The following is a 22,596-nucleotide window of genomic DNA, read 5'->3' as shown; positions in this document are numbered from 1 at the left end:
TCTCGGGTTGACCTGGATGCGAGGGTCAATGCCTTGCAGAACCGGTTCGACAGCCGCCGGGCGCCGAGGATCGACTCAGCGGGAACTCTGATCTTCGGCAGTCACTCGATCACGATCTCGACCACTCAGGCCCACCTCATGGCCCTGCTCGTCGAACGCTTCGGCGAGGTAGTGTACCGCAACGAGCTCACGAACTATTTGGCAACGCAGGTGACGACTCTTACAAGGAACTCGCTCGACCTGCATATCATGCGGCTCCGCCGAAGACTTCAGTCGATCGATCTGTCGATCCGCACCGCGTGGGGCCGAGGATACATCCTGGAGGCTATGCGCTCCTGAAGCGGCTGGCTGCCGACCGCTCGCAGTGCTCAGCTGTTGCTGGTCAGCAGTCGGACCAAGGTGCTGCCGACAGGTGTGTCCGGGTTGGCGAGGTCGAACGGCAGGTCGAAGTGATTTCGGTGCGCGAGGACCATTTCCTCGACGGCGATTCCGTTCGCACGTAGGGCAGCGACGTAGTTGTCGTGCTGACGGGCGTACTCCGGTGTCTCGAGTCCGCCACGGGCGACGGTGATCGGTGGCGCCTTGACTGGGGCGTGCTGGACGGGGCTGTTGCGGCGAGCCGATTCCTCCGTGAGGCTCAGTGCATCGTTGACGTAACTGTGCCGGACCGGGTCGAGGTCGTAGATGCCGCTGAGCAGTGTGGCTGAGCCGAACACTTCGGCTGGTGTCCGCCCGTCGGGCAGCCAGTCGTCGGTCAGGGCCATGGCGACCAGGTGCGCACCCGCCGAGCTGCCGCTGAGGTGGATCCGGCCCGGCGCGATGCCATAGGTGTGCGCGTTGTCCACCAGCCACAGCAGGCCACGGCGCACCATTGCCACAATCGCGTCGAGGTCGTAGTTCGGTGCGAGACCGTAGCCCAGGGCAGCGAAGGCCGCGCCGGCGTGCAAGGCGGCAGGCGCGGCGAAGCTGGACTCGTTCTTGCTGAGCTGCTGCCAGTTGCCGCCGTGCACGTAGACCAGCAGTGTGTTGGCGTCGTAATGCGGAAAGAGGTCAAGTTGCTCGACATCGGAATACCCATAATGCACGGTATGATGCCGGTATGTGGCTCGGGCGCCTGCGCTCCGTGTGGCGTACTCGTGTAGGTAGTACTCGATGTCGGTAATGCACGAGCTGGGCGAGTACTGTTGGTCCAAGTCGCCCCGGATGGTCGTCATTGTCATAACCCCCAACTAGTACGGTGTCACACGCTAACATTTGTCCCGGCAACGTTTCGACTGTTTAACAGGATTCTGAAAGACCGATCTAAAGCATCTTTCAAAGACATTTCGTAGGTGTGGTCGGTGTCGTGGGGCACGGGTAGCGTCTGGTGCCGTCAGCATGCGGCCGGCTGTGGGCGAAGCGTCGGGGAAACTGCAAATGAGGAGCGTACGCGGATGAGCTTGTCCGGCAGAACTGTAGTCGTGACCGGCGCCGGTTCGGGGATCGGCCGTGCGACGTGTGCAAGGTTGTGCCGGGCAGGCGCGCGGGTGGGCGCGATCGGTCGGCGCAAGGAACCACTGCTGGCTCTGTGCGATGACCTCAGGGACGAGCCCGGTGAGGTGGTAGCGCTGCCCGCCGACGTCGGTTCGGCAGCCGAGGTCGAGCACGCGGTACGGACTCTGACGGCTCGGTGCGGTCCGGTGAGCGGAGTCGTCAACAATGCCGGCCTGGCGCGCTTCGCGCCGATCGAATTTTCCTCGCCGTCCGATCTGGACGCCATGTTCGCGGTGCACCTCCGTGGACCGGTGAACGTGCTGCAGGCCTGCTTACCGGAACTGCGCAAGCATCGTGGCGCGGTGGTGAACGTGTCGTCGGTCGGTGGCCTTCTGGCGATGCCGAACCGATCCCTCTACGGCGCGACGAAGGCCGCTGTGAACAGCCTGACCCGGTCGTGGGCACGGGAGCTGGCGCCACAGGTCCGGGTGAACGCGATCCTGCCCGGCCCGGTCGACACGCCGATGTACGACGACCTGGGGCTTACCGGTCCACAGACCCAGACCCTCCGTGCGGACTTGCTGGCGTCGACCCCGTTGGAGAGGTTCGGCGAACCCGATGAGATCGCCCGGTGGATCACCCTGCTCCTCGATGACGACACGTCGGGGTGGGTCACCGGTGTGCTCTTACCGGTCGACGGCGGCCGGACCACCTGATCCGGCTGGATGCCAGGTGACCGGGCACGTTCTTTCGTGATCAGGCTTGCAATAGTTCATGTCGACCTCGCAGTGGGATCCGGTGCCGGTGCGGGAGCGGTACACCGGCACCCCTCTTAAGCACACCGGATCACAACGGCAGGTTCGAACTCCCCGATGCTGTGGGAACGTCGATCAGCCGTCCCAACAGAGGTGATCCCTTCGGCTGCCGTTGTAGCTAGGCGGTGTCGATCATGCGAAGGTCGTCGCTCCCCACTCGGTGGCGGGGACGTTACGCACGTGCTGGGTGAACTCCCACAGGTGGTTCTCGTGGTCGAGGGCGAGGTACTGCCGTAGGCCCCAGGGTTTGTCGCGGGGTTCGTGGAGGGTCCGGGCACCCTCGGCGCGCGAGCGGGCGTAGTGCTTGTCGACGTCATCGACCCAGACGATCACCTGAGCAACGGCTGGCACACCGGTGGGCGGGGTGGTGAGCCGCTCGCTGACCTTGGCGAGCATGACGACGCCGGCACCGGTGTGCAGGTCGGCGTGGCAGACAGTGCCGTCGACGGTTTGGCGGAGTATTTCGCGGAAGCCGAAGACCCGGGCGAGCCAGGCTACGGCGGCCGGTACGTCGGTGTAGCCAAGTTCGACGACTACTCCGGGGAATCCAGCGTCGGGGTCGTACACCGGCACCTCCGAGGCTAGGAAGGGGTGACGGCCCCTGGCCGACACCTTGGGCCCCGCGAGTCAGCAGGCCGATTTCGTCCTCCGCCGCAGGAGGGGTCAAGGCCGGCCGGAGGCCACCCGGAGGGCTTGGCCTTGACCCCGGCGCGGGGGTGTTTCATGCCGCCTGTCGGCCGGCGCCGGGCGGGGTGAGGGTGGCCAGGGCGCGCAGTGCGACCTTGTCCGCCTTACCTACCGGCGTGCGGGGCAGTTCGGAGACGGACACGAGCTTGTCCGGGATCTTGTAGGTCGCGAGACCGCGATCTCGCAGGAATGCCTTCAGGGCTTGGAGCTCGACGCTCTCGTTTCGCAGTACGACGAATGCGTAGGTGCGCTCACCCAGTACTGGGTCCTCGACCCCCACGACCGCCGCGTCCCGGACGCCGGGATGCGCCATGAGCTGTTCCTCCACCTCCTCGACCGGAATCTTGTCGCCAGACCGGTTGATCACGTCCTTGAGCCGGCCGACGACGACGATGTTGCCGTCCGACCTGCGTCGCACCAGGTCCCCGGTCCGGAAGAACCCATCCGACGTGAAGGAGTCGGTGTTCTCCTGCTCGGCACGGTAGTAGCCGCGTATGGTGTATGGGCCTCGCGTCAGTAGCTCACCTTCGACGTTGTCCGGTACGTCGTGGCCGGCGTCGTCTACAACCCGGATTTCGTCGTCGGGAGCCATTGGACGGCCCTCGGTGTTGAACCTCACCTCATCCGGGTCGTCAAGCCGGGTGTAGGTGAGGAGCCCTTCGCCGACACCGAACCACTGACTCAGGTCGCAGTTCAGGAATTGGCGCGCTTCCTCGGCCTGCACAGGTGTCAGCTTGGAACTGCCGATCTGCAAGTGGACGCCGGAAAGGTCGACAGGCGTCCGCTGCGCGTAGTCGATCCAAAGCCGCACGGTTCCCGGTACCAACGTCGTGAGCGTGACCTGCTCCGCACGGATGAGCCCGATCAGCTCCGCCAGCCGGGAAGTCGGGGCGAGTACGACCTTGCCACCGACGAGCAGCGTTCCGAACAGCCCAGGGCAACCGAGCGCGGCGTTGTGGGCGACCGGGTTCACGGCCAGGTACGTCGACGTGCTGTCGACCCGGAGCGCCTCCGCGGTAGCCAGCATGTTGTACGCGTAGTCGTTGTGCGTGCGGGGGATCAGTTTCGGCCGACCAGTCGTCCCGCCGGAGAGCAGAAAGAAAGCCGGCTCGGACGGATCGACCTGCGGATACCGCGTCTCCGGCGCGCTGTCGGCGAGCTCGTTCGCAATCAGCACCTGCTCGATCCCTGGGACGTCTTGCTGCACCTCTTGGGCGAGTTGCCGGTAGTCGAAGCCTCGGAACTCGCTCAGCACGATCAGTGCGACGGCGCCGGACTGGGAGGCCAGGTGAACGAGCTCGTGCTTGCGATGCCCCGGCAGAGCCAGCACCGGAATGGCACCCAGCCGGAACAACGCGAAAACCACGGTCGCGAACTCCGGCACGTTCGGCAACTGCACGACGACCCGATCGAGCGGGCCGATCCCACGAGCCACGAACTGCCGGGCTACGAGGTCGGAGCGGGCTGCGAGGTCCGCGTACGTGAGCCGCTGCTCGCCGTACACGACAGCCACCTTGGTGGCATGTTCGGCGCAGGCCGCCTCCAGGAGCTCGCCCAGCGATCGCCCTTGCCAATAACCCTGGCGGCGATACTGCTCGGCGAGTTCGTCGGGCCAGGAAACGCAGCCTTCGAGCATCTCGGCTCCCGATCAGACTAGATATCGAACTGAGGACCAGCGGTACGACAGGCCAACGGTCTTCACCATCTGGCATCCGCCGCCGTCAGGCAATCGTGCTGACAGAGACGCGACAGGAGCCCCGTGCGGGTTTGGTTCGGCGCTGTCCTGTCTCTGTCAGTTCGATGGTCGTCATCGGCCTGGGCTTCTAGGGTCCGTAGCAGGTGCGGTGTCCCTTCCCTGAGTCGGCTGATCCAAGGAGTTGACCTTGTCCACGGTTCCGGAGTTGTTCGAGTCGACTGTTGCCCGCTTCCCCGACCAGCCCGCGGTCATCTTCGGTGACATCAGTTTGAGTTACACCGAGCTGAACACCCACGCGAACCAGCTGGCCAGGCGCTTGGTGGCCCTGGGAGTCGGGCCGGATTCCTTGGTGGCGGTCGCCATACCGCGCTCGGACGAGCTGATCATCGTGCTGCTGGCCGTGCTGAAGGCCGGCGGCGCGTACCTTCCGCTGGACCCGACCTACCCGGATGATCGGCTGGCGCACATCATCGACGACGCGAGCCCCGTCTTGGTGATCCGGTCGAGCCAGGTTTCCCGCCTGAGTGACGAGGTGGCCGACTACGTGATCGACGACCCTGACCTGCAGGAGGACATCCAAGGTGAGGCGACCGGCGACCTGACTGACGCTGAGCGGCTGTCTCCGTTGTACACATCCCATTTGATGTACGTGATCTACACGTCAGGCTCCACTGGTACGCCGAAGGGCGTGGCGGTGACCCATGCAGGTACGGGCGATATGCTCGCAACTCACGCGCACCGAATCGGTCCGGGCCCTGGTGACCGGGTGCTGCAGTGGGCGTCGATCAGCTTCGACGCCGCGTTTTGGGACATCACCCTTGCGCTTCTGTCCGGAGCCGCGCTGGTCATGGTGTCCTCAGACGACGTCCTGCCGGGAGATCCGTTGCGGGAAACCCTGCTGAAGCACCGGATCACCCACGCGACCTTGCCGCCGGTGGCCTTGAGTGCCACTGACGCCGATGGCGTTCTGCTAGGCGGCACGGTGATGTCGACGGGCGATACCTGTACGCCGACCTTGGTCCGCAAGTGGGCACCCGGTCGACGGCTCTTCAACGGTTACGGTCCGACCGAGGTGACTGTCGGCTCCACCCTCAGCGGACCGGTCGACCCGGCTGTCGACGAGATCACCATCGGGACGCCCTGGCTCGGCGAGACCGTCCAGGTGCTCGACGAGCGCATGCAAGAAGTTGCCGACGGCGCCGAAGGGGAGCTGTACCTGTCCGGGCCCGGGCTGGCCCGCGGTTATCTCAACCGTCCGAGCCTCACTGCCACCCGTTTTGTCGCCGATCCACAGGGAGCACCCGGCAGCCGGATGTACCGCTCCGGCGACCGCGGCTCGCGTCGGGCTGATGGAGAGATCCTTTTCTCGGGTCGCGCCGATGCCCAGGTGAAGGTTCGTGGCTTCCGGGTCGAGCTTGCCGAGGTCGAGGCAGCCTTGGCCGGTCACGCCGCGGTCAAACTCGCCGTCGCTGCGGTGGAAGGGGAACTGGCAGACGCCCGTGTGGTTGCGTACGTGACGACGTCGCCGGGGGCGGAAGTGACCGAGTCGGAGCTGCGCCACCACGTCCGCCGTATGTTGCCGGAATTCATGGTGCCGTCGACAGTCACCCTGCTCGACCAGCTTCCGACGACGCACAACGGAAAGATCGACCGGAAGGCGTTGCGACCGCGCCCCGCCGAGCCCCCTGCCGAACAGCTCAGCTGGCAGGAGGGTATGCCGTACGCCGACGTGCTGTGCGCGATCGTCGCCGAACTCCTGGGCCTGCCGGTGGTCACCCCGGATCAGAACTTCTTCGAGATCGGTGGGCACTCTGTGCTGGCGACGAAGCTGGCCGCGCGGATCCGGCAGGACCTCGGCATCAAGATCCCGATCCGCTCACTCTTCGAGGCCGGCAGTATCTCGGAGTTGGCGCTGGTGGTGGAGAGGGCCGTCTGACCGGCGACTGAGACGGGTCCGCTCACCGGAAGCTGACGGGCAAACTGCTGTAGCCGAACAGGAAGTTCGAGTAGATCCGCGAGGGCGTGCCATCCAGCTCGATTGAACGCACCGACTCCGCGAGCGAGGACAACAGGGCCCGCAGTTCCGCCCGGCCCAGAAACGCACCGACGCAGAAGTGGGGCCCGTGGCCGAAGGTGAGGTGCTTGTTGGTCTTGCGTGCCAGGTCCAACGTTCGCGGATCGGGAAACACTGTCTCGTCGTCGTTGGCCGAGGTGTTCCACAAAGTGACGATGTCCCCGGCCCGGATCTTCTGACCGGCGATCTCCAGGTCGGTGAGCGCGGTCCGGGCAAAGTGCATAGCGGGCGTGACCCAGCGCAGCACCTCCTCGACCGCGTCGTCGAGGGAGGCGACGCCGGCCCGCAGCGCGGCCCACTGCCCAGGGTTCTCGGCCAGTGCTTTGACCGCTCCGATCGCTGACATCCGGGACGATTCATCGCCGCCCAGGATGAGGCTGTAGCAGTTCAGGGCGACCTCTTCCTCGCTGAGCAGCTCGCCGTCGACCTGGGTGCTCGCGATCATGGTGATGACGTCATCGCCGGGGTTCTCCCGGCGGTGCTTGGCGAGATCCATGAAGTAGGAAACGATGTCGTTGCGGGCGATCAGCGAGTCGAGGTCGTCAACCTCCTCGCTGTCCGCGGACAGGGCCAGCTTGTTCCACCTGAGCAGCTCGGCGCGGTCGCCGTCGGGGATCGACAGGAGATCGCAGATCGTCGTCATCGGGATGTGCTCGGCGACCTCGGCGGCGAAGTCGAACGTGCCCACATCGACCACGCTGGCGACCAGACTCCGGGTGCGTTGCTCGACCCGCTCGACCACCGGTCCGAGGACCTTGGGGGAGAACGCCCGCAGCATCAGGTTCCGCAGCTGCTGGTGGCGGGGGCGATCGGTGACGGCGAGCATCTTGCCGCTTGCGGAGTCGTTGCCGTGCAGCAGTACGTCGAGCACGGTGCCGCGCGCCGAGCTCAGGAATTTGGCGTTGCGGTACGCCGCCTGTATGTCGCCGAACCTGGTGACCACCCAGAATCCCGGCAGATCGCCGGGGGAGTCGTGCCAGTAGATGGGATGCTGCGGCCGAATCACCTGCCAGTAGTCACGCGGTTCGTGCCGGACGAACGTCGCCGGATCCGTGAGATCGAGAAACTCGCCAGCACCCACCTGCGTCTCCTTCAGCCGGACCTTCGTGCGGACAGCAAGTGCCAGCGTGACTAGGCGACTCGTCGAGTCCGGAGTGTCTTGCGTAGTTCCTTCACCGGTGACTGAGAGACGAAAGATTCAAGCCCGGCCACCCGCAGAGGTGCAAGGCTCTGATAGAGCATGTCTGCTTGAACGTTAGGTGGAGGTCATGACTCCTACCGGGGACCGAGGTTGGCTACGGCGGTCGCACGTCATCCCGCGGCCGGCGATCCGGCTCGTCTGCTTTCCGCACGCCGGTGGTGCGGCCGCGAGCTATGCCGGCTTTGCCAACGAGCTGCCCGCCCAGGCCGAACTGGTGGTGACCCAGTACCCGGGTCGTGGCGACAGGTTCGCCGAACCCGCCGTGGAGGATGTCCGGCGGATGGCGTCGTCCGTGAGCGCGGAACTCCTGACTCTCGAGCCCCACGCCCCGCTGCTGTTGTTCGGGCACAGTTTCGGCGCTTTGGTGGCCTACGAGACCGCGCTCTCGCTGCAGCGCAGCGGAGTACGGCCGGTGCAACTCGTCATCTCGGCGTCGCCTCCGCCGCGGCTGGCCGGTGGGGGGAAAACCCATCTCCATGGCGACGACGAACTGTGGTCGATCGTCTGCGGCTACGGTGGAGTCGAGCCGGAGATTGCCGCCGACGCCGACTTGCGTGAGGTTCTGCTGCCGATTCTGCGCTCGGACATCAGGGCCAACGAGCTCTACGAACCGCCGGTGAACCCGCCCTCGCTCGACTGTCCGGTGATCTGTTACCACGGCATCGGCGATCCGCTCGTGAACGAGTCCGAGCTGGTTGAGTGGGGCGAAGTCACCACTGGGTCATTCTCCGTACGTCGTCGCTCGGGTGGGCACTTCCACGTCTTCTCAGCCGTCGGTGAACTGCTCGAGGACGTCTTCGCCGACGTAGCAGCCTCGTGGTGCGTGGCCGCACGACTTCCTCCGCCTGGCAGCAGTGTCTCGACCTGACAGTGACCGCGCAACTGACCATGAGTTGGGGACCGAAACGATGAGCCATCCGCCTATTGCCACAGCGATTCCGTCGTCGTCGCTGCACCAGATCTTTCGTGCCGCCGACGCCCGCGCGCTGGCCACCGGGTCACCGGTGACCAGACTTCACGTCGGAGAGCCGTACTTCACCTCCCCTCCCGAGGTCGCCGAGGCGATCGCGGAAGCTCAGCGGGCCGGCCGGACGACGTACACCGATGTCGAAGGTCTTCCGGAACTGCGGCGCGCGTTGAGTGCGAAGCTGGAACGGGAGAACCGCATCGACGCGCCGATCTCGCGGATCTTCGTCACGCCGGGTTCCTGTCAAGGACTGCAGGCGCTGTTGCTGTCGCTGGCCGAACCGGGGACCGAGATCCTGCTTCCTGAGCTGCACTGGCCGATCCATGTGCAGCAGAGCCTGCTCGCGGGTCTGCGCCCGGTGTTCTACTCACTCGACGACAGGTACTTCCCGGACCTCGAATCGATCGCCGAGAGGTCGGGACCCAACACCCGGATCCTTCTGGTGAACTCGCCGGCCAATCCCACCGGCGCGGTACTGGACGCGGACCGGATAGAGGGTCTGCTCACCCTCGCGCGCGATCGTGGATGGCACGTGATCAGCGACGAGGCATACGAGCACTTCGTGTACGAGGGCGACCATCTGTCCCTGGCGGCAAGTGAACGCCAACTGCCCGTGGAGCAGCGGATCGTGCACAGCGTCTTCACGTTCTCCAAGAGCCTGGCGATGACGGGCTACCGGCTCGGCTACGTCGTGCCGGCGACGGAGGAGGCAGCCGCCGGGCTGAGGGTGGTGCAAGAGGCCGGCATCATCGCTCCGCCGACACCGGTGCAGTACGGCGGCATCGCGGCGCTGGAGATGCCCGATGTTGCACAGGCGAACCGAAAGTTGGTACAGCAGAACAGAGACACCGTGTTACCCGCACTTCGAGACGCCGGCCTGATCCGCGAGCTACCATCCGGCGGGTGGTACGCGATGGTGGATGTCAGCAGCACCGGTCTGGGAGCAGAGGCCTTCTCAGCGCAGTTGCTCGCGGAACGTAGTGTGGCCGTTGTTCCCGGCTCGGGGTTCGGGTTACGTCCGCAGCTTGATGACCGAGGCGCTCTGGTGGCGATGGACACCGATTCCCATGCGGACAACCTTGTGCGGATCGCCTTCTGCGTGGATCCAGAGATTCTCAAGTCGGGTGTGGATGCGCTTCTTGCCTTCGTTGACGAGCGGAAGGCACGGTGACTTCATGAGCTGCTGCTCCAGGTGATGTCACACCAAGAAATGTACTGGCCCGACAATGCGGCTGAGACCAGCCGCATTGTCGGGCCGTTGACCAACCTCGACTCGGGAGCTGACTCATGAGTGTGAACCCCTTCGATGACGACAACGGTGAGTTCTTCGTACTGGTCAATGACGAGGGCCAGCACTCACTGTGGCCGACGTTCGAGGACGTTCCGGCCGGCTGGCAGGCCAAGTTCGGTCCGGCGACACGAGCCGAGAGCCTCGCCTATGTCGAGGAGAACTGGACCGACATGCGGCCGCGAAGCCTGCAGGAAGCGATGGCGGCCGACAAGGCGTAACGCGGCGAGCAGCCGCGGATCTGACCGGTATACGCATCCGAACCGGGACGGTCCGGAGCAGCGCCGCAGAACTTCGCCCGCGTGGCGGCAGATGACTCCCCCGCGGATGGCGATCAAGGCGGGTCGGGCATGGCTGCTCGCGACGTGAGTGACGTCCGGCCGCCCGGGCTGCAGCCCGGGCGGCCGGTCATGCTGCTGCGACGACTCACGTGCCAACGCATGCTCCGCATGCGGCTGCAGGCGGGGTGAAGTACGTTCCTTTCGCCGCCACTGGTCGGGCCCGCCCGTATGGCGCTGATGAGCTGATGGAGGTAGGCCCCGCGCCATTGCTTACGTGGCCGAATGCCCGCTCGAGGGTGTTGCGCTACCATTGCCACCCTCACGCGCACGACGATCCCGGGCACACCAGTTGCCCAGCGTGCCCTCGTTGACCGCCAACTCCCGCGCCACCTGCGCGATCGGCCCGCGGGCGAGTCTTGTCCCACAGGTCCGCCATGATCCGGCGGACGACCACTTTACGGTAGCGTCTTCAAGAAGGCCACCAGGCTACGGGCCTGAACGTTGACGTAATGGCTGTGCCTCAGCAGTTCGGCGAGCTGGCCCGCGGCGACCCAGGTGTAGTCGGCAGGCACTAGCTTGGGCAGCGTCTCGTCCGCCTCGATTATCATGTACTGGCTCGCCGCGTTCCGGAACCGGCCACCTTCTTCCGAATGGAAAGCGGCGTAGCGAATCCGCTCGGGGCCGGCTGCCATGACGTAGTCCAACAGAAACGGTGCGTCGCCCGGAGCGTAGTTGGCGGGGACGCATTGCACGGTCGGGCCGAGCTCGATGGCGCCGAGGAAACCTGCCTCCATCGTCGCGCGGACCAGAACGTGCAGGACGCCGCGGAACTCCTTGACGACGAAAGCCACGATCCCGTGCCCGTGCTGCTCGATCAGCGGTTGGTGCCAGCTCGACACCTCGCGGGTACCCGCGCGAACCGACACCCCCACGACACTGAAGAACCTGCCGTCACCTCGCGTGATTTCCCAGTCGGTGCGGATCCACTCGGGGAGGTTGGTCAGGCGCACCCGTTGTGCGTCGAGTTCGCTGTCGACCTGCCGTTCGGTGAGCCACCTCAGCAACGCGTTCGTGCTTCGGTGCGCGCCGGGCAGGGTGGCGTCACGCGACCACGCGGGCACCGAACTCGCCGGCAGGCAGGACAGCACCGTCCGCGAGTCCATGTTGATGACGTAGTCGCGAGCCAGAAGTTCGTTGATCTGGCCGAGAGTCAGCCAGCAGAAGTCGCGTCCGACCTCGACGTGCTCAGTTACCTCGACAACCATGTTGCGATTGCGCTTGCGGTAGAACCACGAACCGTGCTCGGACTGAAGCACGTCGACGATCGCCTTGCCGCGTCGCGGGCCGATGAAGTGGTGCAGGTAGGCCACCTCGCTGCCGCCGTGCGCCCTGCGGTAATTGCTCTTCGTGGCCTGCACCGTCGGCGACAGTTGCACGAGGTTGACGTTCCCCGGTTCCATTTTCGCCTGCATGAGGAAGTGCAGGACGCCGCCGAACCTCTTGGCGACGATGCCGAGGATGCCGATCTCCGGCTGGTTGATGATCGGTTGATGCCACTCCGGCACCGCTCCGTCCGCCGCCCGCACCCGCAACCCTTCGACCGTGAAGAACCGGCCGCTGCGGTGGGTCAGATTTCCACTGTCGCCGGCGAACGTCCAGTGGTCGAGTTCGTCGAGCGGGACACGCGAGACCTCGAAATCGTTGGCCACACAACGTTCTACCAACCAGTCGTCGAACTCGGCAGTGGACAGGTGGAATCCACGCGTCGTGGCCGCCGACACGGCGAGGTCCGCGACGATGTCGGCCTCCGAGCCCTCCTGCTCCAGCGGGCTCGCCATCACCGCTCCCGACCGTCGGTGCGCTCCCGCACGCCGACGAGTTGCATCGACACGCCTTCCGGACAGGAGCCGACCGAGGTCATCCGCTCCCGGTCGATCCACGAAGAGGCGAAAACGTCGCCGGCTGCGGCAAGTTCGTCCGCACCCGACGTCGGCTGGAGGATATTGATCACGCTGTGCGCCTCCCTGAGCACGGAGCCAGTCGATCCGGTGCCCAGAGTGTGCGCCCAGGCGTTCGGCAAAGTCGTCTTCCCGAATGCGTCGCGTGACCCGAGCCGCACTCGCGAGTGCCGCCGGCGTCGTCGCGGCGTGGTCGTCGCTCAATTCGGCGACGACCTCGTTCGCGTGGTCCCCCGCCCGGTGGTTTGTCATCCAAACCTACAACGTCCCACACGGCCTGGGGCGGAACTTCTTGCGGTATGCCTGAGTTCCACGCCTCGGTGGACCGTATTGCTTCACCATTGCTCTCGTTGTTCGCCGTGCTGTCGCGAATCGTCCCGGCGTGTCTAACCTGGAATCGTGGAAGAGACTGGCGAGTATCACGCCTACCTGGCACTCGACGAACTACTGTCGATCCAGCGTACGCGGACGGGCGAGCATGACGAGCTGCTCTTTCTCGTGACGCACCAGGTCCACGAACTTTGGTTCAAACTGATCCTCCACGAGCTCGCCAGGTTCCAGGACCACCTGGCCGACGGCGCCGACGGCGCCGCCCTGCGCACGCTGCAGCGCACCGCGGTACTGGTTCGTGCCGTGGTTGCCAACGCCGACGTGATGGCGACGTTGACGCCGCGCCAGTTCAACAGCTTCCGGCACGCGCTCGGCGGCGGGAGCGGGGCGCAGTCCACCCAGTTCAGGCGGATCGAGGCGGTGCTCGGCAGGCGAGATCCGCAGATGTTCGAGTACTACCGGGTCGGTGCTGGTGAGCGCGCCGAGCTCGAGCAGGTTCTACGTCGACCGACCGTCTTCGACTCGTTCGCCCGTTTCCTCGACGACCGCGGGTATCCCATGCCGGACTCCGTACTGGACCGCGACGTGTCCAAGCCATCTGCTCCGTCCGAAGACGTGCAGCAGGCCCTCCGGAAGGCCTACCTCGAAGACGGCGTGATAGCGCAGATCTGCGACGCGCTCATGGAGGTCGACCAGTGCTTCCAGCAGTGGCGCTACCAGCACGTGAAGTTCGTCGCGGCGATCATCGGCGACAAGACCGGCACCGGCGGATCGTCGGGAGTCTCGTACCTGCGTTCGACCTTGTTCCACCAGATGTTCCCCGACCTGTGGGCGATGCGCAGCAAGCTGTGACGGCCGTTCGCAATGCGGGAGACGCCATCCCGGAACGCCGCGGGAAACGATGCCTTGACGCAAGGCGCCCTTCGATTCTGTCCAGGCCGAGGCCACCGAGGAGGCCATGGTGACGCTCCAGCCCCCCACCCACGACGAACTCGTCGATCGGGCGACGAAGCTCGTTCCGCTGCTCCGCGATCACGCCCAGTGGACCGACGAGAACCGGCGCCTGCACGAGGAGACGATCGAGGCCCTCGCCGCGGCGGGCGTCTTCAAGATGCGGATTCCGGCCCGCTACGGCGGTTACGAGTGCGACACCCGCACCGTGGTCGACGTCGCGGCCGAGCTGGGCCGCGGTGACGGCGCCGTCGGCTGGATCGCGTCGGTGTGGTGGATCCCCGGGTGGATGGTGGGCCTGTTCCCCGACGCCGTCCAGGACGAGGTCTACGCCACCGAGAACGCCCGGGTCTGCGGGACGCTCAGCCCCACCGCCATGGCTGCGAAGGCGCCGGGCGGTTATGTCGTGAATGGACAGTGGGGCTTCATCAGCGGTGCGCTGCACAGCCACTGGCAGGTCGCGATCGCGGTCACCCCGAACGACAGCGGCGAGATGGAGCCGATCGTCGCCCTGATCCCGATGGCGGACCTGGGAATCGTGGACGACTGGAACACCACCGGCCTGCGCGGCTCCGGCAGTGTCACCACGGTCGCCGAAGACGTGTTCGTCCCCGCGGAACGCACGCTGCCGCTGATGGCGCTGCTGACCAACCAGTCCGCCTCGGTCCTCAACGCGGACATCGACATGTACCGCGCCCCGCTCGCCGCGCTGGCGTCCGCGTGTTCGGTCGGCAACGTGGTCGGCATGGCCCGTGCGGCGTGGGACTGCTTCACCGACCGGATGCCCGGCCGCAAGATCACCTACACCGACTACACCGACCAGCGCGAAGCCACGATGACGCACCTGCAGGTGGCGGAGGCCCGGGTCGCGATCGACGAGGCCGCCTTCCACGCCTACCGGGTCGCCGACCTCGTCGACGCGAAGGTCGCCGACCACAGCGAGTGGTCCACCGAGGACCGGGCCCTGGCCCGGATCGCCATGGGCGCCACCTGCAAGCGCGCGCTGGAGGCGGTCGACACGCTCTACGTCGGCAGCGGCGGCTCGGCGATCTTCTCCAGCGTGCCCATCCAGCGCACCTGGCGCGACCTGCACGCGCTCACCCAGCACGCCCTGAACACGCCGCACATCCTTTACGAGATCTACGGCCGGGTGCTGTGCGGCCTCGCCCCGAACACGCAGTTCTTCTGATCAGCCAAGGAGCGGTATGTACGACTACATCATCGTCGGTGCGGGATCGGCAGGCTGCGTCCTGGCGGCGCGGCTGACGGAGGACCCGGACATCCGGGTCTGCCTGGTCGAGGCGGGCCCGACGGACAGCCATCCGAACATCCAGGTGCCCGCCGCGTTCGCCAAGCTGTTCCGGACCCAGGTCGACTGGGACTACGACACGCACGACGAGGCCCAGCTGAACCGCCGGCGGGTGTTCCTGCCCCGTGGCCGGGTGCTCGGCGGGACCAGCTCGATGAACGCGATGGCCTACGCGCGGGGCAACCCGTACGACTACGACTCGTGGAACCAGCCGGGCTGGGCCTACGCGGACCTGCTGCCGTACTTCAAGCGGTCCGAGGACAACGAGCGTGGCGCGTCGGCCTACCACGGCGCGGGCGGGCCGCTGTCGGTGTCGGAGAACCGGTCCAAGAACCCCAGCACGGCGGCGTTCATCGCGGCGGCGACGGAGGCCGGGTTCGCGGCCAACGACGACTTCAACGGCCCGGAGCAGGACGGTTTCGGCTTCTACCAGGTCACCCAGCGCAACGGACGTCGCTGCAGCACGGCGGCGGCGTTCCTGCACCCGGTGATCGACCGGCCCAACCTCACCGTCGAGACCAACCTCCAGGTGCACCGGGTGCTCATCGAGGACGGCCGGGCGACCGGCGTCGTCGGGTACCGGCTGGAGGACGAGATCGTCCTGCGGGCCGAACGCGAGGTGCTGCTCTCCGGCGGCGTGTACAACTCCCCGCAGCTGCTCATGCTTTCCGGTGTCGGCCCCGCCGACACGCTGCGGAAACTCGGCGTTCCGGTGGTCGCCGACAACGAGGAGGTCGGCGCGAACCTGCAGGACCACGCGCTGGTGCCGCTCATCCTCACGCATTCCCAGCCGATCAGCCTGCTGGCCGCCGGCGAGCCCGCCAATGTCGAGCTGTACCAGCGCGAGGGCCGCGGGCCGCTCGCGTCCAACGGGCCCGAGGCGGGCGGCTTCGTGCGCACCGCAAGCGACCTGGCCGCGCCGGATCTGCAGTTCTTCGCGGCGCCGGGCATGCTGGCCGACAGCGGCCTCGGGCCGCCGACCGCGCACGCGATCTCGTTCGGTCCCGCGGTCGCCACCCCGCAAAGCCGCGGCCGGGTGCACCTGGCGTCCGCCGATCCCACGGCCAAGCCCAGGATCGTGCACGACTACTACGCCGATCCTTCGGACCTGGAGCGCACCCTGATCGGGCTGCGCATCGCGATGGACATCGGTAGGCAGCCGGCGATGCGGCTCTACAACGAGGGCGTGTTCCGTTACCCGGAATCGGAATCGGACGCGGACCTGAAGTCCTACGCCAGGAAGTACACGCAGTCGATCTTCCACCCGACGAGTACCTGTGCGATGGGCTCGGTGGTCGACGCCGACCTGCGCGTGCGGGGCGTCGATGGGCTGCGGGTGGTCGATGTGTCCGTCATGCCGGAGGTCGGCCGCGGGATTCCCAATGCAACGGCGATCGTCGTCGCGGAGAAGGCGGCCGACCTGATCCGCGGCATCCCCGCCCCGGAAGCGGCGGAGTTGCCGGAGGCGAGGGCGCTGGCCGCCGCCGACCGGGGTCGCTGACCGTTCGCCAAGCTACTCCGGGCTTGGCGCACGGGCAGCCGGGAACGAGGTGGTCACCGCGAAAGCGGTGGCCGGCGCGGTTCCGCGCCAGGATCCCGCACCCACTTGGAGCCTGCTCCAGGTGGGTGCGGCACCGGCACGCTGCTGCGACGGCCGGCCGGCGAGTTCGAGCACGTCGAGGGGTTCGGTAGGTGGCGTGGTCGTCGTGGTGCTGTCGCCGCACCGGGTGTCCACGGTTTACAGCTACGACCGCCGCGGTCGAGGAGGGCCACGTCGCCGGCCCCAAGGCGGTTGCGCCGATACTCCAGCGGTTCTTCGGCGTCTGACCCCCGGCGGTACGCCGGGGTGCCGCCATCAGCGGCGACCGCGCCACGGCTCCCACGCCATAGCCCTGTGCGCGACGGGAATGACCTCCCGATCCACATCGATGACCCGGCATAGCGGATCATTCCCTGCGTCACCAGGGTTCCATCGCCTGCCTGATCCGATGTGGCGTGCGGACAGGCCGCTGTCATTCACGCGGTCGTAGACCCGCCGACCTTGGTCGGTCTGCCGGCATCGCGAGCGTCTCCGCTCCGCGCACCTTGTCCCGCCGGAAATCGCGGGACGGCATGATCGCACCGACCATCCGTCGGCTCGGTCGTCCGAGGAGACATCGCGCAGGTCTCGCGCCTTCAGGCACCACCTGATGATGGCAGGGCCCGAAGTCGCGATCCGCTGACACCCTCGATCGTCGTCAGGACAGGTCCTCCACGTCAGTACACCTCGAGCCGCGCCGGGGTCGAGGGGATCGGCCGCAGGCAGGCGGCGTTGTGGTCATCCAGGAGACGCTGTGCCTCCTCGGTCGCCTGCTCGAACCTCGGACCGGGGTCCGCGCCTGACAACAAAACGTCCTTCAATGCCCTGGTCATGGCGTGCTGGACGCCCGCGAAGTCACCCAACAACGCACCGGACGTCGCGGCGCACTGCGCCGACGTGCGGAGCTGGTCACTGGCCGCTCGATGATGTGGATTGGCCGCGAACCAGCCCTCGCCCTCCAGCGTGTCGTAAGCCTCGTTGGTGATGGGGAGGAATCCGTGCGCCCGGTGCCATCGAATGATGCTCGACGGCTTGATCAGGTGCTGGATGAACGCGAGCGCGCCGTCCCGCTTGGCTTCGTCGAGACCGTCCCGCAGGAACAGGGAGTACCCCGACACCAGGCTCCCCACGTAGGGCACCGACGAGTTGAACGGCATCGAACTCGCGGTCACCTCGAAGCCATTCTCCTCGCCGGAACGGACGAACTCCTCGGCCTGCTTCGACGAGCTCAGCGCGAACACCGCATCCTGCCGGGCGAATGTCTCGAACGCGCTCCAGAAGGCCCCCTCTGAGTAGACGTAGTGACCGGCCGCATGCAAGTCCCGCATCCACTCGACCCACGAGATCATTTCCTTGGAGGCCAGGTCGACCACGGTAGCTCTGGCTTCCCTGCCGTTGCCGTTGTTCGCGAGGAGACCGCCCTGCTGCGCCAGTGCCTGCTGGAAGATCCAGCCGTTGTTGGGCCAGGCCGCCCCGTAGGCTGGAGCTTCGTCGAGCCGCGCGACCGCCTCGCACGCCGTGACGAGCTCATCCCAGGTCCTGGGGGGTGTGTCGATCCCGGCCTTGCGCAGGATCGTCATGTTCGAGTACAGCAGGGGAGTGGTGGCCGTCATGGGCACCGAGAACTGGTCGCCCTGATACGTGTAGAAGCTCCGTGAGAGCGGTTCGATGTCGTCGATCAGCACACGCTCCCCCAGCACTTCCTTGCGGCCGCCGAGAGCCCTCTCGATGGACGTAAACAGCGGCTTACCGTCTGGCGTGTAGGTATCGTAGGCGAGTTGGGTCGCGGTGGCGTAGTACTCGGCGATGTCCGGTGCCTCCCCGCGCTCGGCGGCGCGCGCGACTTCTTCCGCCATCGTCCAGGGATCGTGACCCTCGACGCGCACCGCGTACTCCGGGTGGGCCCGCTCGAACTCGCGGGCCATTTCCAGAATCGGTTGGAGGTATTCTTCACCGTCGTAGGTTTCGGACGGGCGGGCTTCACCACCGGGCGGAGTGAATTTATGTTCGATGATCCACGCGGTAATTTCGGTCACGCCTGGCCCGGTCATATCCTTCTCCGTTCTCGCCTACGTGAACTGCCAGCGTCCAGACGCCGCATGCGCGAGGGCGCGCCGCTATTGTTTCCGCGGCCGGGCGGATCCGGCGTCTTCTCGAGTGCGACGTGAGTTGCCTCGGGTCGAGGCATACGGCAATCCGTGAGTTCGGCGATGAGCAGACCCGGCTCGACCGCTGGGAGCCCGACCTGAATGACGTTGGGCCGGGGACCTGCGTGACACGACGACTCCCGCCGCGCGCTGGCTGCCGGCTGTCAGGCGCTGCTCATCGGGGGTGGCGATGGGGTGATTCCTGAGTGGACGCGGCAGCTCCGGATCGGAGCTGCCGCGTGACGACCTCCTAGAGGGTTTCGATCCAGAACCGGCCGACAGCAACGAACGCCGCGAGCAACCCGAGCACGAGCGGCGAAACGAACTGTTCCTTGCGCCGGATGTGCACGACCACCGCGCCGATCATCGTCAGGAGCAGGCCTGTCGCGGCGGTGGGGACGAGCCAGGTCGCCCCCGAGATGAACGCGGGCACAATGAGGCCGATCGCGCCAAGGATTTCGAGCGTGCCGATGGTCTTGATCTGGGCGTCGGAGAAGTCCTCGACGTATGTCATGCCCTTGTCGTACAGCTTCTTCTTCGGTGTGACGAGCTTGCTGGCTCCCGCCCCCAGGAAGGCGACCGCGAGCAGTCCGGCCACGATCCACAGTGCAATGTTCATTGCGATTCCTCTCGAACTCGATGCTTCAAGAAAGTAGCTGACCGCCGGTTCAGCTCGTCATCGCCGCACCGACATCGAACTCCGTGCCGAACGGGTCCGTGATGTTCGCGACCCGCCCGTAGATCATGTCGTAGGGCTCGGTCGAGGTCCCACCCGCGTCGACCGCTCGCTGCGCCGCCGCATCGGCGTCGTCCACCTGGAACAAGGTCCCCCAACGGGACTTCGTGGCCGTTGGGTCACCGGCGATGCCGCCGATCTCGTGGCCATCCGGTCTGCGCAGGAACGTGAAGTCGAGCTCAGGCCGGTCCGGGTTGGCATCCAACGTGTGGCCGAAGACCGCGACGTAGAAGTCACGCGCGGGCCCGGATTCCGCGGTGACCAGGTCGTTGCGGAGCAGGGCGTTCGGCTCGTTGACGATCTCGCAGCCGATGTGGGCACCGGCCTGCCACAGTCCACACTGCGCACCGGTGGTGTCCTTGATGATCGCCGTCCGGCCCTGGTCCAGCACGTCCATCGGGCCCGTGATGACCGCGCCGCCCGCGTCTCGCGCTCGGGCGGCCGCGGCGTCACAGTCATCCGTCGCGAAGTAGACGTTCCACCAGAAGTCCGTGGCGTCGGGATCGGGGTTCGGCCTGATGGCCGCGACGGGTTTGCCCCGTAGCAAGCATTGGGTGTAGTGGCCGAACTCCGCCGGTCCCACATCGAACTCCCAACCGAACAACGCGCCGTAGAAGGTCATCGCGCGGTCGAGATCCGGGATGCCCAGGTCGATCCAGGTCGGTGTGCCAGCGGGCTGCGTGGTGGTCAGCTCGCTCATCGTCTCTCCTTATCGTGTCAGGGCCTGGTATCGGTGCTGGCGTTGGCCGAGTGGGCCGGGTTGCCGGAGTTGATTTCGGCCGAGTGCTCGCGGTAGCGGCAGCTACTTCTTGTTGCGGTAGCGGGCCATGGTGAGCGGGCCGAAGACCGCGACGAGAAGTACGGCCGAGACGAGCACCCAGCCGATTTCCCCGGCCGGGACCGAGCCGTGCATCAGGCCGCGTACCACGTTCACCAGGTGGGTGATCGGGTTGACGTCGATGACCGCCTGCATCCACCCGGGCATCGTCTTCGGGTCCACGAAGATGTTGCTCACGAACGTCAGCGGGAACATCACCATCATGCTGACCCCCGCCACCGAGTTCGGCGTGCTCAGGATCAGGCCGAGCATCGTCCACAGCCACGACAGGCAGAACGAGAACACCAGCAGCAGCGCGACCGAGAGCACCACGCCGGCGGCGCCACCCTCCGGCCGGAACCCCAGGGCCAGTCCGAGCCCGATGACGACCGCCGACCCGATCGAGTAGCGCACCAGATCGCCGAGCAGGGCGCCGACCAGCGGGGATGGCCGCCACACCGGAAGTGACCTGAACCTGTCGAACACCCCCTTCTGGATGTCGGTGTTCAGCGTGATGCCAGTGTTCATGGTGATCATGACGTTCGCCTGCACCAGGATGCCCGGAATCAGGAACTGCAGGTAGTCCCCTGTCGACCCGGCGAGCGCGCCGCCGAACAGGTAGGTGAACATCAGCGTGAACATGATCGGGAACATGGTCACGTCGACGAGCTGCTCCGGGAGGTGCTTGATCTTCAGCAGAGCGCGCCAGCCGAATGTCAATGAGGTGCGCACCGGGCCGGGTCGGGACGGGCGCTCACCGACCAGTAGCACACGGCGCAGCGCGTCCTCGGTGACTGGCGCCGACGCCTGCTCGGCGGACGTGGTGGTCATGGTGGTCATGCGGCCTCCTCCTCGGGAGTCTTTTCGGCGGTGCGTCCGGTCAGGGTGAGGAACACCTCGTCCAGGCTCGGCTGACCGAGCGCGAACTCGGTGACGTCGATGCCGCTGCGGGACAGTTCGGCCAGGGAACGGGAGACCCGTTCGGGGTCGGAGATCCTTGCGGACAGCGCGGCCGGGTCAGCGGAGAGCTCGACCGGCTCGTCGAGCGCGGCGGCGAGGACCCGTTCGGCGTCGGCCCGCTGCTCGGGCGCACGTAGCCGTACGTGCAGCGAGCCGGCGCCGACCGATGCTTTGAGCTGGCCGCTCGAGCCCTCGGCGATCACCTTCCCGTGGTCGATCACCGCTATCCGGTCGGCCAGCTGGTCGGCCTCGTCGAGGTACTGCGTGGTCAGCAACACGGTGGTGCCCTGGGCGACCAAGCCCCTGACGATCTCCCAGACCTGGTTCCTGCTGCGCGGGTCGAGCCCGGTCGTGGGCTCGTCGAGGAAGATCAGTTCGGGGGGGACGACCAGGCTCGCCGCGATGTCGATACGCCGGCGCATCCCGCCGGAGTACTTCTTCACCTGCCGGTCGGCCGCCTCGGCAAGGCCGAACGCGTCGAGCAGGTCGGCCGCCCGCTCCTTGCCTCGGGGGCGTGAGTAGCCGAGCAGCCTGGCGAGCAACAACAGGTTCTCCGCCCCGGTGAGGTCCTCGTCGACCGACGCGTACTGCCCGGTGAGGCCCACCCTGCTTCGCACCGCCTGGGCGTCACGCACGACGTCGTAGCCGAGCACTTGCGCCTCTCCGGCGTCGGGCTGCAGGAGCGTGGCCAGCATGCGGATCGTGGTGGTTTTGCCCGCCCCGTTCGGACCGAGCACGCCAAACACGCTCCCGGCGCTCACGGACAGGTCGACACCGGCGACCGCGTGGGTCTCGCCGAAGCTCTTCTTCAACCCTCTCGTCTCGATCGCGAGTTTTCCCATGGGTTCGAGTCCTTCTCTCGGTGTTGCGAACGGATTAGTTGAGCCTAGTCAAGTTTGAGTACTTGGTCAGAATGGCACAGGGAGGAGCGTCTAGTCAAGTTTGATTAGAGGTGCATCTTGAGGGGATCGGGGACCGTTCGCCACGACCCCGGATCATCGGCCATGGTGTAGGCGCCCTCGGACAGTCGTTTGCTCAGGCTCTTCGCCCACTCCAGTTCGGTGCGTGCGTGTCCCGCCCACAGTTCGGCCTGCTCGCGGACGTGCTCGGGGATGTGCTCGGGGATGTCCCGATCGGGGTGCTCCTGCCACTCGGCCCGCACGACGAGCTCCGCTTCCAGGTGCGCGACGCGCTCGCCAACGTGCGCGATGGCATCTGACCTGGTCAGCATGGGCAACATGGCGATGGACGCGTTGAGCATGTCCGGGTCGTGGGTGCGCTGCAGGCCGTCGCGGACCAGTTCGACGATCTCGTCACGTCCTCGAGC

The 22,596-nt window shown here is 66.5% G+C and carries 20 protein-coding genes and 2 pseudogenes; 10 read left to right on the top strand and 12 right to left on the bottom strand.

The annotated features are described in order from the left end of the window. The first annotated feature begins 33 nt into the window (after window positions 1–33). Complete coding sequence (locus tag H5965_RS30525; protein WP_310974070.1) at window positions 34–339, top strand: helix-turn-helix domain-containing protein; 306 nt, start codon at window positions 34–36, stop codon at window positions 337–339. A 29-nt stretch (window positions 340–368) separates the two neighbouring features. On the opposite strand, the gene H5965_RS30520 is transcribed toward H5965_RS30525, so the two are convergent. Beyond that, entirely contained in the window at window positions 369–1,214 is an 846-nt protein-coding gene (locus H5965_RS30520) for an alpha/beta hydrolase (RefSeq protein ID WP_310974068.1), read from the bottom strand. Window positions 1,215–1,433: 219 nt separating this feature from the next. On the opposite strand from H5965_RS30520, the gene H5965_RS30515 reads away from it, so the two are divergent. Beyond that, window positions 1,434–2,189, top strand: a complete 756-nt coding sequence (locus H5965_RS30515) for an SDR family oxidoreductase (protein ID WP_310974067.1) — start codon at window positions 1,434–1,436, stop codon at window positions 2,187–2,189. Window positions 2,190–2,420: 231 nt separating this feature from the next. Here the strand turns inward: H5965_RS30515 and H5965_RS30510 are convergent, their stop codons facing one another. Further along, window positions 2,421–2,855, bottom strand: a complete 435-nt coding sequence (locus H5965_RS30510; RefSeq protein WP_310974064.1) for a VOC family protein — start codon at window positions 2,853–2,855, stop codon at window positions 2,421–2,423. 154 nt (window positions 2,856–3,009) lie between these two features. Beyond that, the gene (locus H5965_RS30505; protein ID WP_310974061.1) at window positions 3,010–4,611 is read right to left on the bottom strand and encodes an AMP-binding protein; all 1,602 of its coding nucleotides are present in this window, start codon (window positions 4,609–4,611) and stop codon (window positions 3,010–3,012) included. A gap of 247 nt (window positions 4,612–4,858) precedes the next feature. Between H5965_RS30505 and H5965_RS30500 the strand changes: the two genes are divergently transcribed. Continuing rightward, on the top strand, window positions 4,859–6,607 hold the full coding sequence (locus tag H5965_RS30500; RefSeq protein ID WP_310974059.1) for a non-ribosomal peptide synthetase: 1,749 nt from the start codon (window positions 4,859–4,861) through the stop codon (window positions 6,605–6,607). A gap of 22 nt (window positions 6,608–6,629) precedes the next feature. On the opposite strand, the gene H5965_RS30495 is transcribed toward H5965_RS30500, so the two are convergent. Continuing rightward, window positions 6,630–7,826 carry a cytochrome P450 gene (locus H5965_RS30495; RefSeq protein WP_310974057.1) on the bottom strand — a complete coding sequence of 399 codons (1,197 nt, stop codon included), beginning with the start codon at window positions 7,824–7,826 and terminating at the stop codon, window positions 6,630–6,632. Between the two features lie 187 nt (window positions 7,827–8,013). Here H5965_RS30495 and H5965_RS30490 point away from each other — a divergent pair, with 187 nt between their 5' ends. From H5965_RS30490 to H5965_RS46225, 4 genes and pseudogenes are all read left to right on the top strand, one after another. Further along, the gene (locus H5965_RS30490; RefSeq protein WP_310974055.1) at window positions 8,014–8,814 is read left to right on the top strand and encodes an alpha/beta fold hydrolase; all 801 of its coding nucleotides are present in this window, start codon (window positions 8,014–8,016) and stop codon (window positions 8,812–8,814) included. A 40-nt stretch (window positions 8,815–8,854) separates the two neighbouring features. Beyond that, entirely contained in the window at window positions 8,855–10,084 is a 1,230-nt protein-coding gene (locus H5965_RS30485) for a pyridoxal phosphate-dependent aminotransferase (RefSeq protein ID WP_310974053.1), read from the top strand. Window positions 10,085–10,200: 116 nt separating this feature from the next. Then, window positions 10,201–10,422 (top strand): MbtH family protein, encoded by a 222-nt coding sequence (locus tag H5965_RS30480; RefSeq protein ID WP_310974051.1) that lies wholly within the window; start codon window positions 10,201–10,203, stop codon window positions 10,420–10,422. 167 nt (window positions 10,423–10,589) lie between these two features. Continuing rightward, window positions 10,590–10,853, top strand: a pseudogene (locus H5965_RS46225) (putative immunity protein); the annotation flags it as partial. A gap of 84 nt (window positions 10,854–10,937) precedes the next feature. Here H5965_RS46225 and H5965_RS30475 read toward each other — a convergent pair. Further along, window positions 10,938–12,320, bottom strand: coding sequence for an NDP-hexose 2,3-dehydratase family protein (locus H5965_RS30475; protein WP_310974048.1), 1,383 nt, complete (start codon window positions 12,318–12,320; stop codon window positions 10,938–10,940). Next, window positions 12,320–12,493, bottom strand: coding sequence for a hypothetical protein (locus H5965_RS30470; RefSeq protein WP_310974046.1), 174 nt, complete (start codon window positions 12,491–12,493; stop codon window positions 12,320–12,322). The genes H5965_RS30475 and H5965_RS30470 overlap by 1 nt, the downstream gene beginning before the upstream one ends. 346 nt (window positions 12,494–12,839) lie before the next feature. On the opposite strand from H5965_RS30470, the gene H5965_RS30465 reads away from it, so the two are divergent. The 3 genes from H5965_RS30465 (at window position 12,840) to H5965_RS30455 (ending at window position 16,531) form a co-directional block, all read left to right on the top strand. Next, the gene (locus H5965_RS30465) at window positions 12,840–13,622 is read left to right on the top strand and encodes a tryptophan 2,3-dioxygenase family protein (protein WP_310974044.1); all 783 of its coding nucleotides are present in this window, start codon (window positions 12,840–12,842) and stop codon (window positions 13,620–13,622) included. Between the two features lie 106 nt (window positions 13,623–13,728). Next, the gene (locus tag H5965_RS30460) at window positions 13,729–14,910 is read left to right on the top strand and encodes an acyl-CoA dehydrogenase family protein (protein ID WP_310974042.1); all 1,182 of its coding nucleotides are present in this window, start codon (window positions 13,729–13,731) and stop codon (window positions 14,908–14,910) included. A gap of 16 nt (window positions 14,911–14,926) precedes the next feature. Next, complete coding sequence (locus H5965_RS30455; RefSeq protein ID WP_310974041.1) at window positions 14,927–16,531, top strand: GMC family oxidoreductase N-terminal domain-containing protein; 1,605 nt, start codon at window positions 14,927–14,929, stop codon at window positions 16,529–16,531. A 755-nt stretch (window positions 16,532–17,286) separates the two neighbouring features. Here the strand turns inward: H5965_RS30455 and H5965_RS30450 are convergent. The 6 genes and pseudogenes from H5965_RS30450 to H5965_RS30425 form a co-directional block, all read right to left on the bottom strand. Continuing rightward, a complete protein-coding gene (locus H5965_RS30450) occupies window positions 17,287–18,660 on the bottom strand; it encodes an extracellular solute-binding protein (RefSeq protein ID WP_310974040.1) in 1,374 nt (457 codons plus the stop codon). A 346-nt stretch (window positions 18,661–19,006) separates the two neighbouring features. After that, window positions 19,007–19,375, bottom strand: a complete 369-nt coding sequence (locus tag H5965_RS30445; RefSeq protein WP_310974038.1) for a DoxX family protein — start codon at window positions 19,373–19,375, stop codon at window positions 19,007–19,009. Window positions 19,376–19,424: 49 nt separating this feature from the next. Then, window positions 19,425–20,192 carry a VOC family protein gene (locus H5965_RS30440; protein ID WP_310974032.1) on the bottom strand — a complete coding sequence of 256 codons (768 nt, stop codon included), beginning with the start codon at window positions 20,190–20,192 and terminating at the stop codon, window positions 19,425–19,427. A gap of 102 nt (window positions 20,193–20,294) precedes the next feature. After that, on the bottom strand, window positions 20,295–21,140 hold the full coding sequence (locus H5965_RS30435) for an ABC transporter permease (RefSeq protein ID WP_310974203.1): 846 nt from the start codon (window positions 21,138–21,140) through the stop codon (window positions 20,295–20,297). 5 nt (window positions 21,141–21,145) lie between these two features. Then, a complete protein-coding gene (locus H5965_RS30430; RefSeq protein ID WP_310974030.1) occupies window positions 21,146–22,111 on the bottom strand; it encodes an ATP-binding cassette domain-containing protein in 966 nt (321 codons plus the stop codon). A gap of 104 nt (window positions 22,112–22,215) precedes the next feature. Then, window positions 22,216–22,596 (bottom strand): annotated as a pseudogene (locus H5965_RS30425) (hypothetical protein); the annotation flags it as partial.

The sequence above is a fragment of the Amycolatopsis sp. 505 genome, assembly GCF_031625235.1.
Classification (GTDB): Bacteria; Actinomycetota; Actinomycetes; order Mycobacteriales; family Pseudonocardiaceae; genus Amycolatopsis.
This window is presented reverse-complemented; position numbering and strand designations above follow the sequence as displayed.

Bases quoted from the DNA above. Each gene is read 5' to 3' on its own strand.
- H5965_RS30520 (WP_310974068.1), bottom strand. From the start codon at position 1,214: ATGACGACCATCCGGGGCGACTTGGACCAACAGTACTCGCCCAGCTCG.
- H5965_RS30515 (WP_310974067.1), top strand. From the start codon at position 1,434: ATGAGCTTGTCCGGCAGAACTGTAGTCGTGACCGGCGCCGGTTCGGGG.
- H5965_RS30505 (WP_310974061.1), bottom strand. From the start codon at position 4,611: ATGCTCGAAGGCTGCGTTTCCTGGCCCGACGAACTCGCCGAGCAGTAT.
- H5965_RS30490 (WP_310974055.1), top strand. From the start codon at position 8,014: ATGACTCCTACCGGGGACCGAGGTTGGCTACGGCGGTCGCACGTCATC.
- H5965_RS30485 (WP_310974053.1), top strand. From the start codon at position 8,855: ATGAGCCATCCGCCTATTGCCACAGCGATTCCGTCGTCGTCGCTGCAC.
- H5965_RS30480 (WP_310974051.1), top strand. From the start codon at position 10,201: ATGAGTGTGAACCCCTTCGATGACGACAACGGTGAGTTCTTCGTACTG.
- H5965_RS30475 (WP_310974048.1), bottom strand. From the start codon at position 12,320: ATGGCGAGCCCGCTGGAGCAGGAGGGCTCGGAGGCCGACATCGTCGCG.
- H5965_RS30460 (WP_310974042.1), top strand. From the start codon at position 13,729: ATGGTGACGCTCCAGCCCCCCACCCACGACGAACTCGTCGATCGGGCG.
- H5965_RS30455 (WP_310974041.1), top strand. From the start codon at position 14,927: ATGTACGACTACATCATCGTCGGTGCGGGATCGGCAGGCTGCGTCCTG.
- H5965_RS30450 (WP_310974040.1), bottom strand. From the start codon at position 18,660: ATGACCGGGCCAGGCGTGACCGAAATTACCGCGTGGATCATCGAACAT.
- H5965_RS30445 (WP_310974038.1), bottom strand. From the start codon at position 19,375: ATGAACATTGCACTGTGGATCGTGGCCGGACTGCTCGCGGTCGCCTTC.
- H5965_RS30440 (WP_310974032.1), bottom strand. From the start codon at position 20,192: ATGAGCGAGCTGACCACCACGCAGCCCGCTGGCACACCGACCTGGATC.
- H5965_RS30435 (WP_310974203.1), bottom strand. From the start codon at position 21,140: ATGACCACCACGTCCGCCGAGCAGGCGTCGGCGCCAGTCACCGAGGAC.
- H5965_RS30430 (WP_310974030.1), bottom strand. From the start codon at position 22,111: ATGGGAAAACTCGCGATCGAGACGAGAGGGTTGAAGAAGAGCTTCGGC.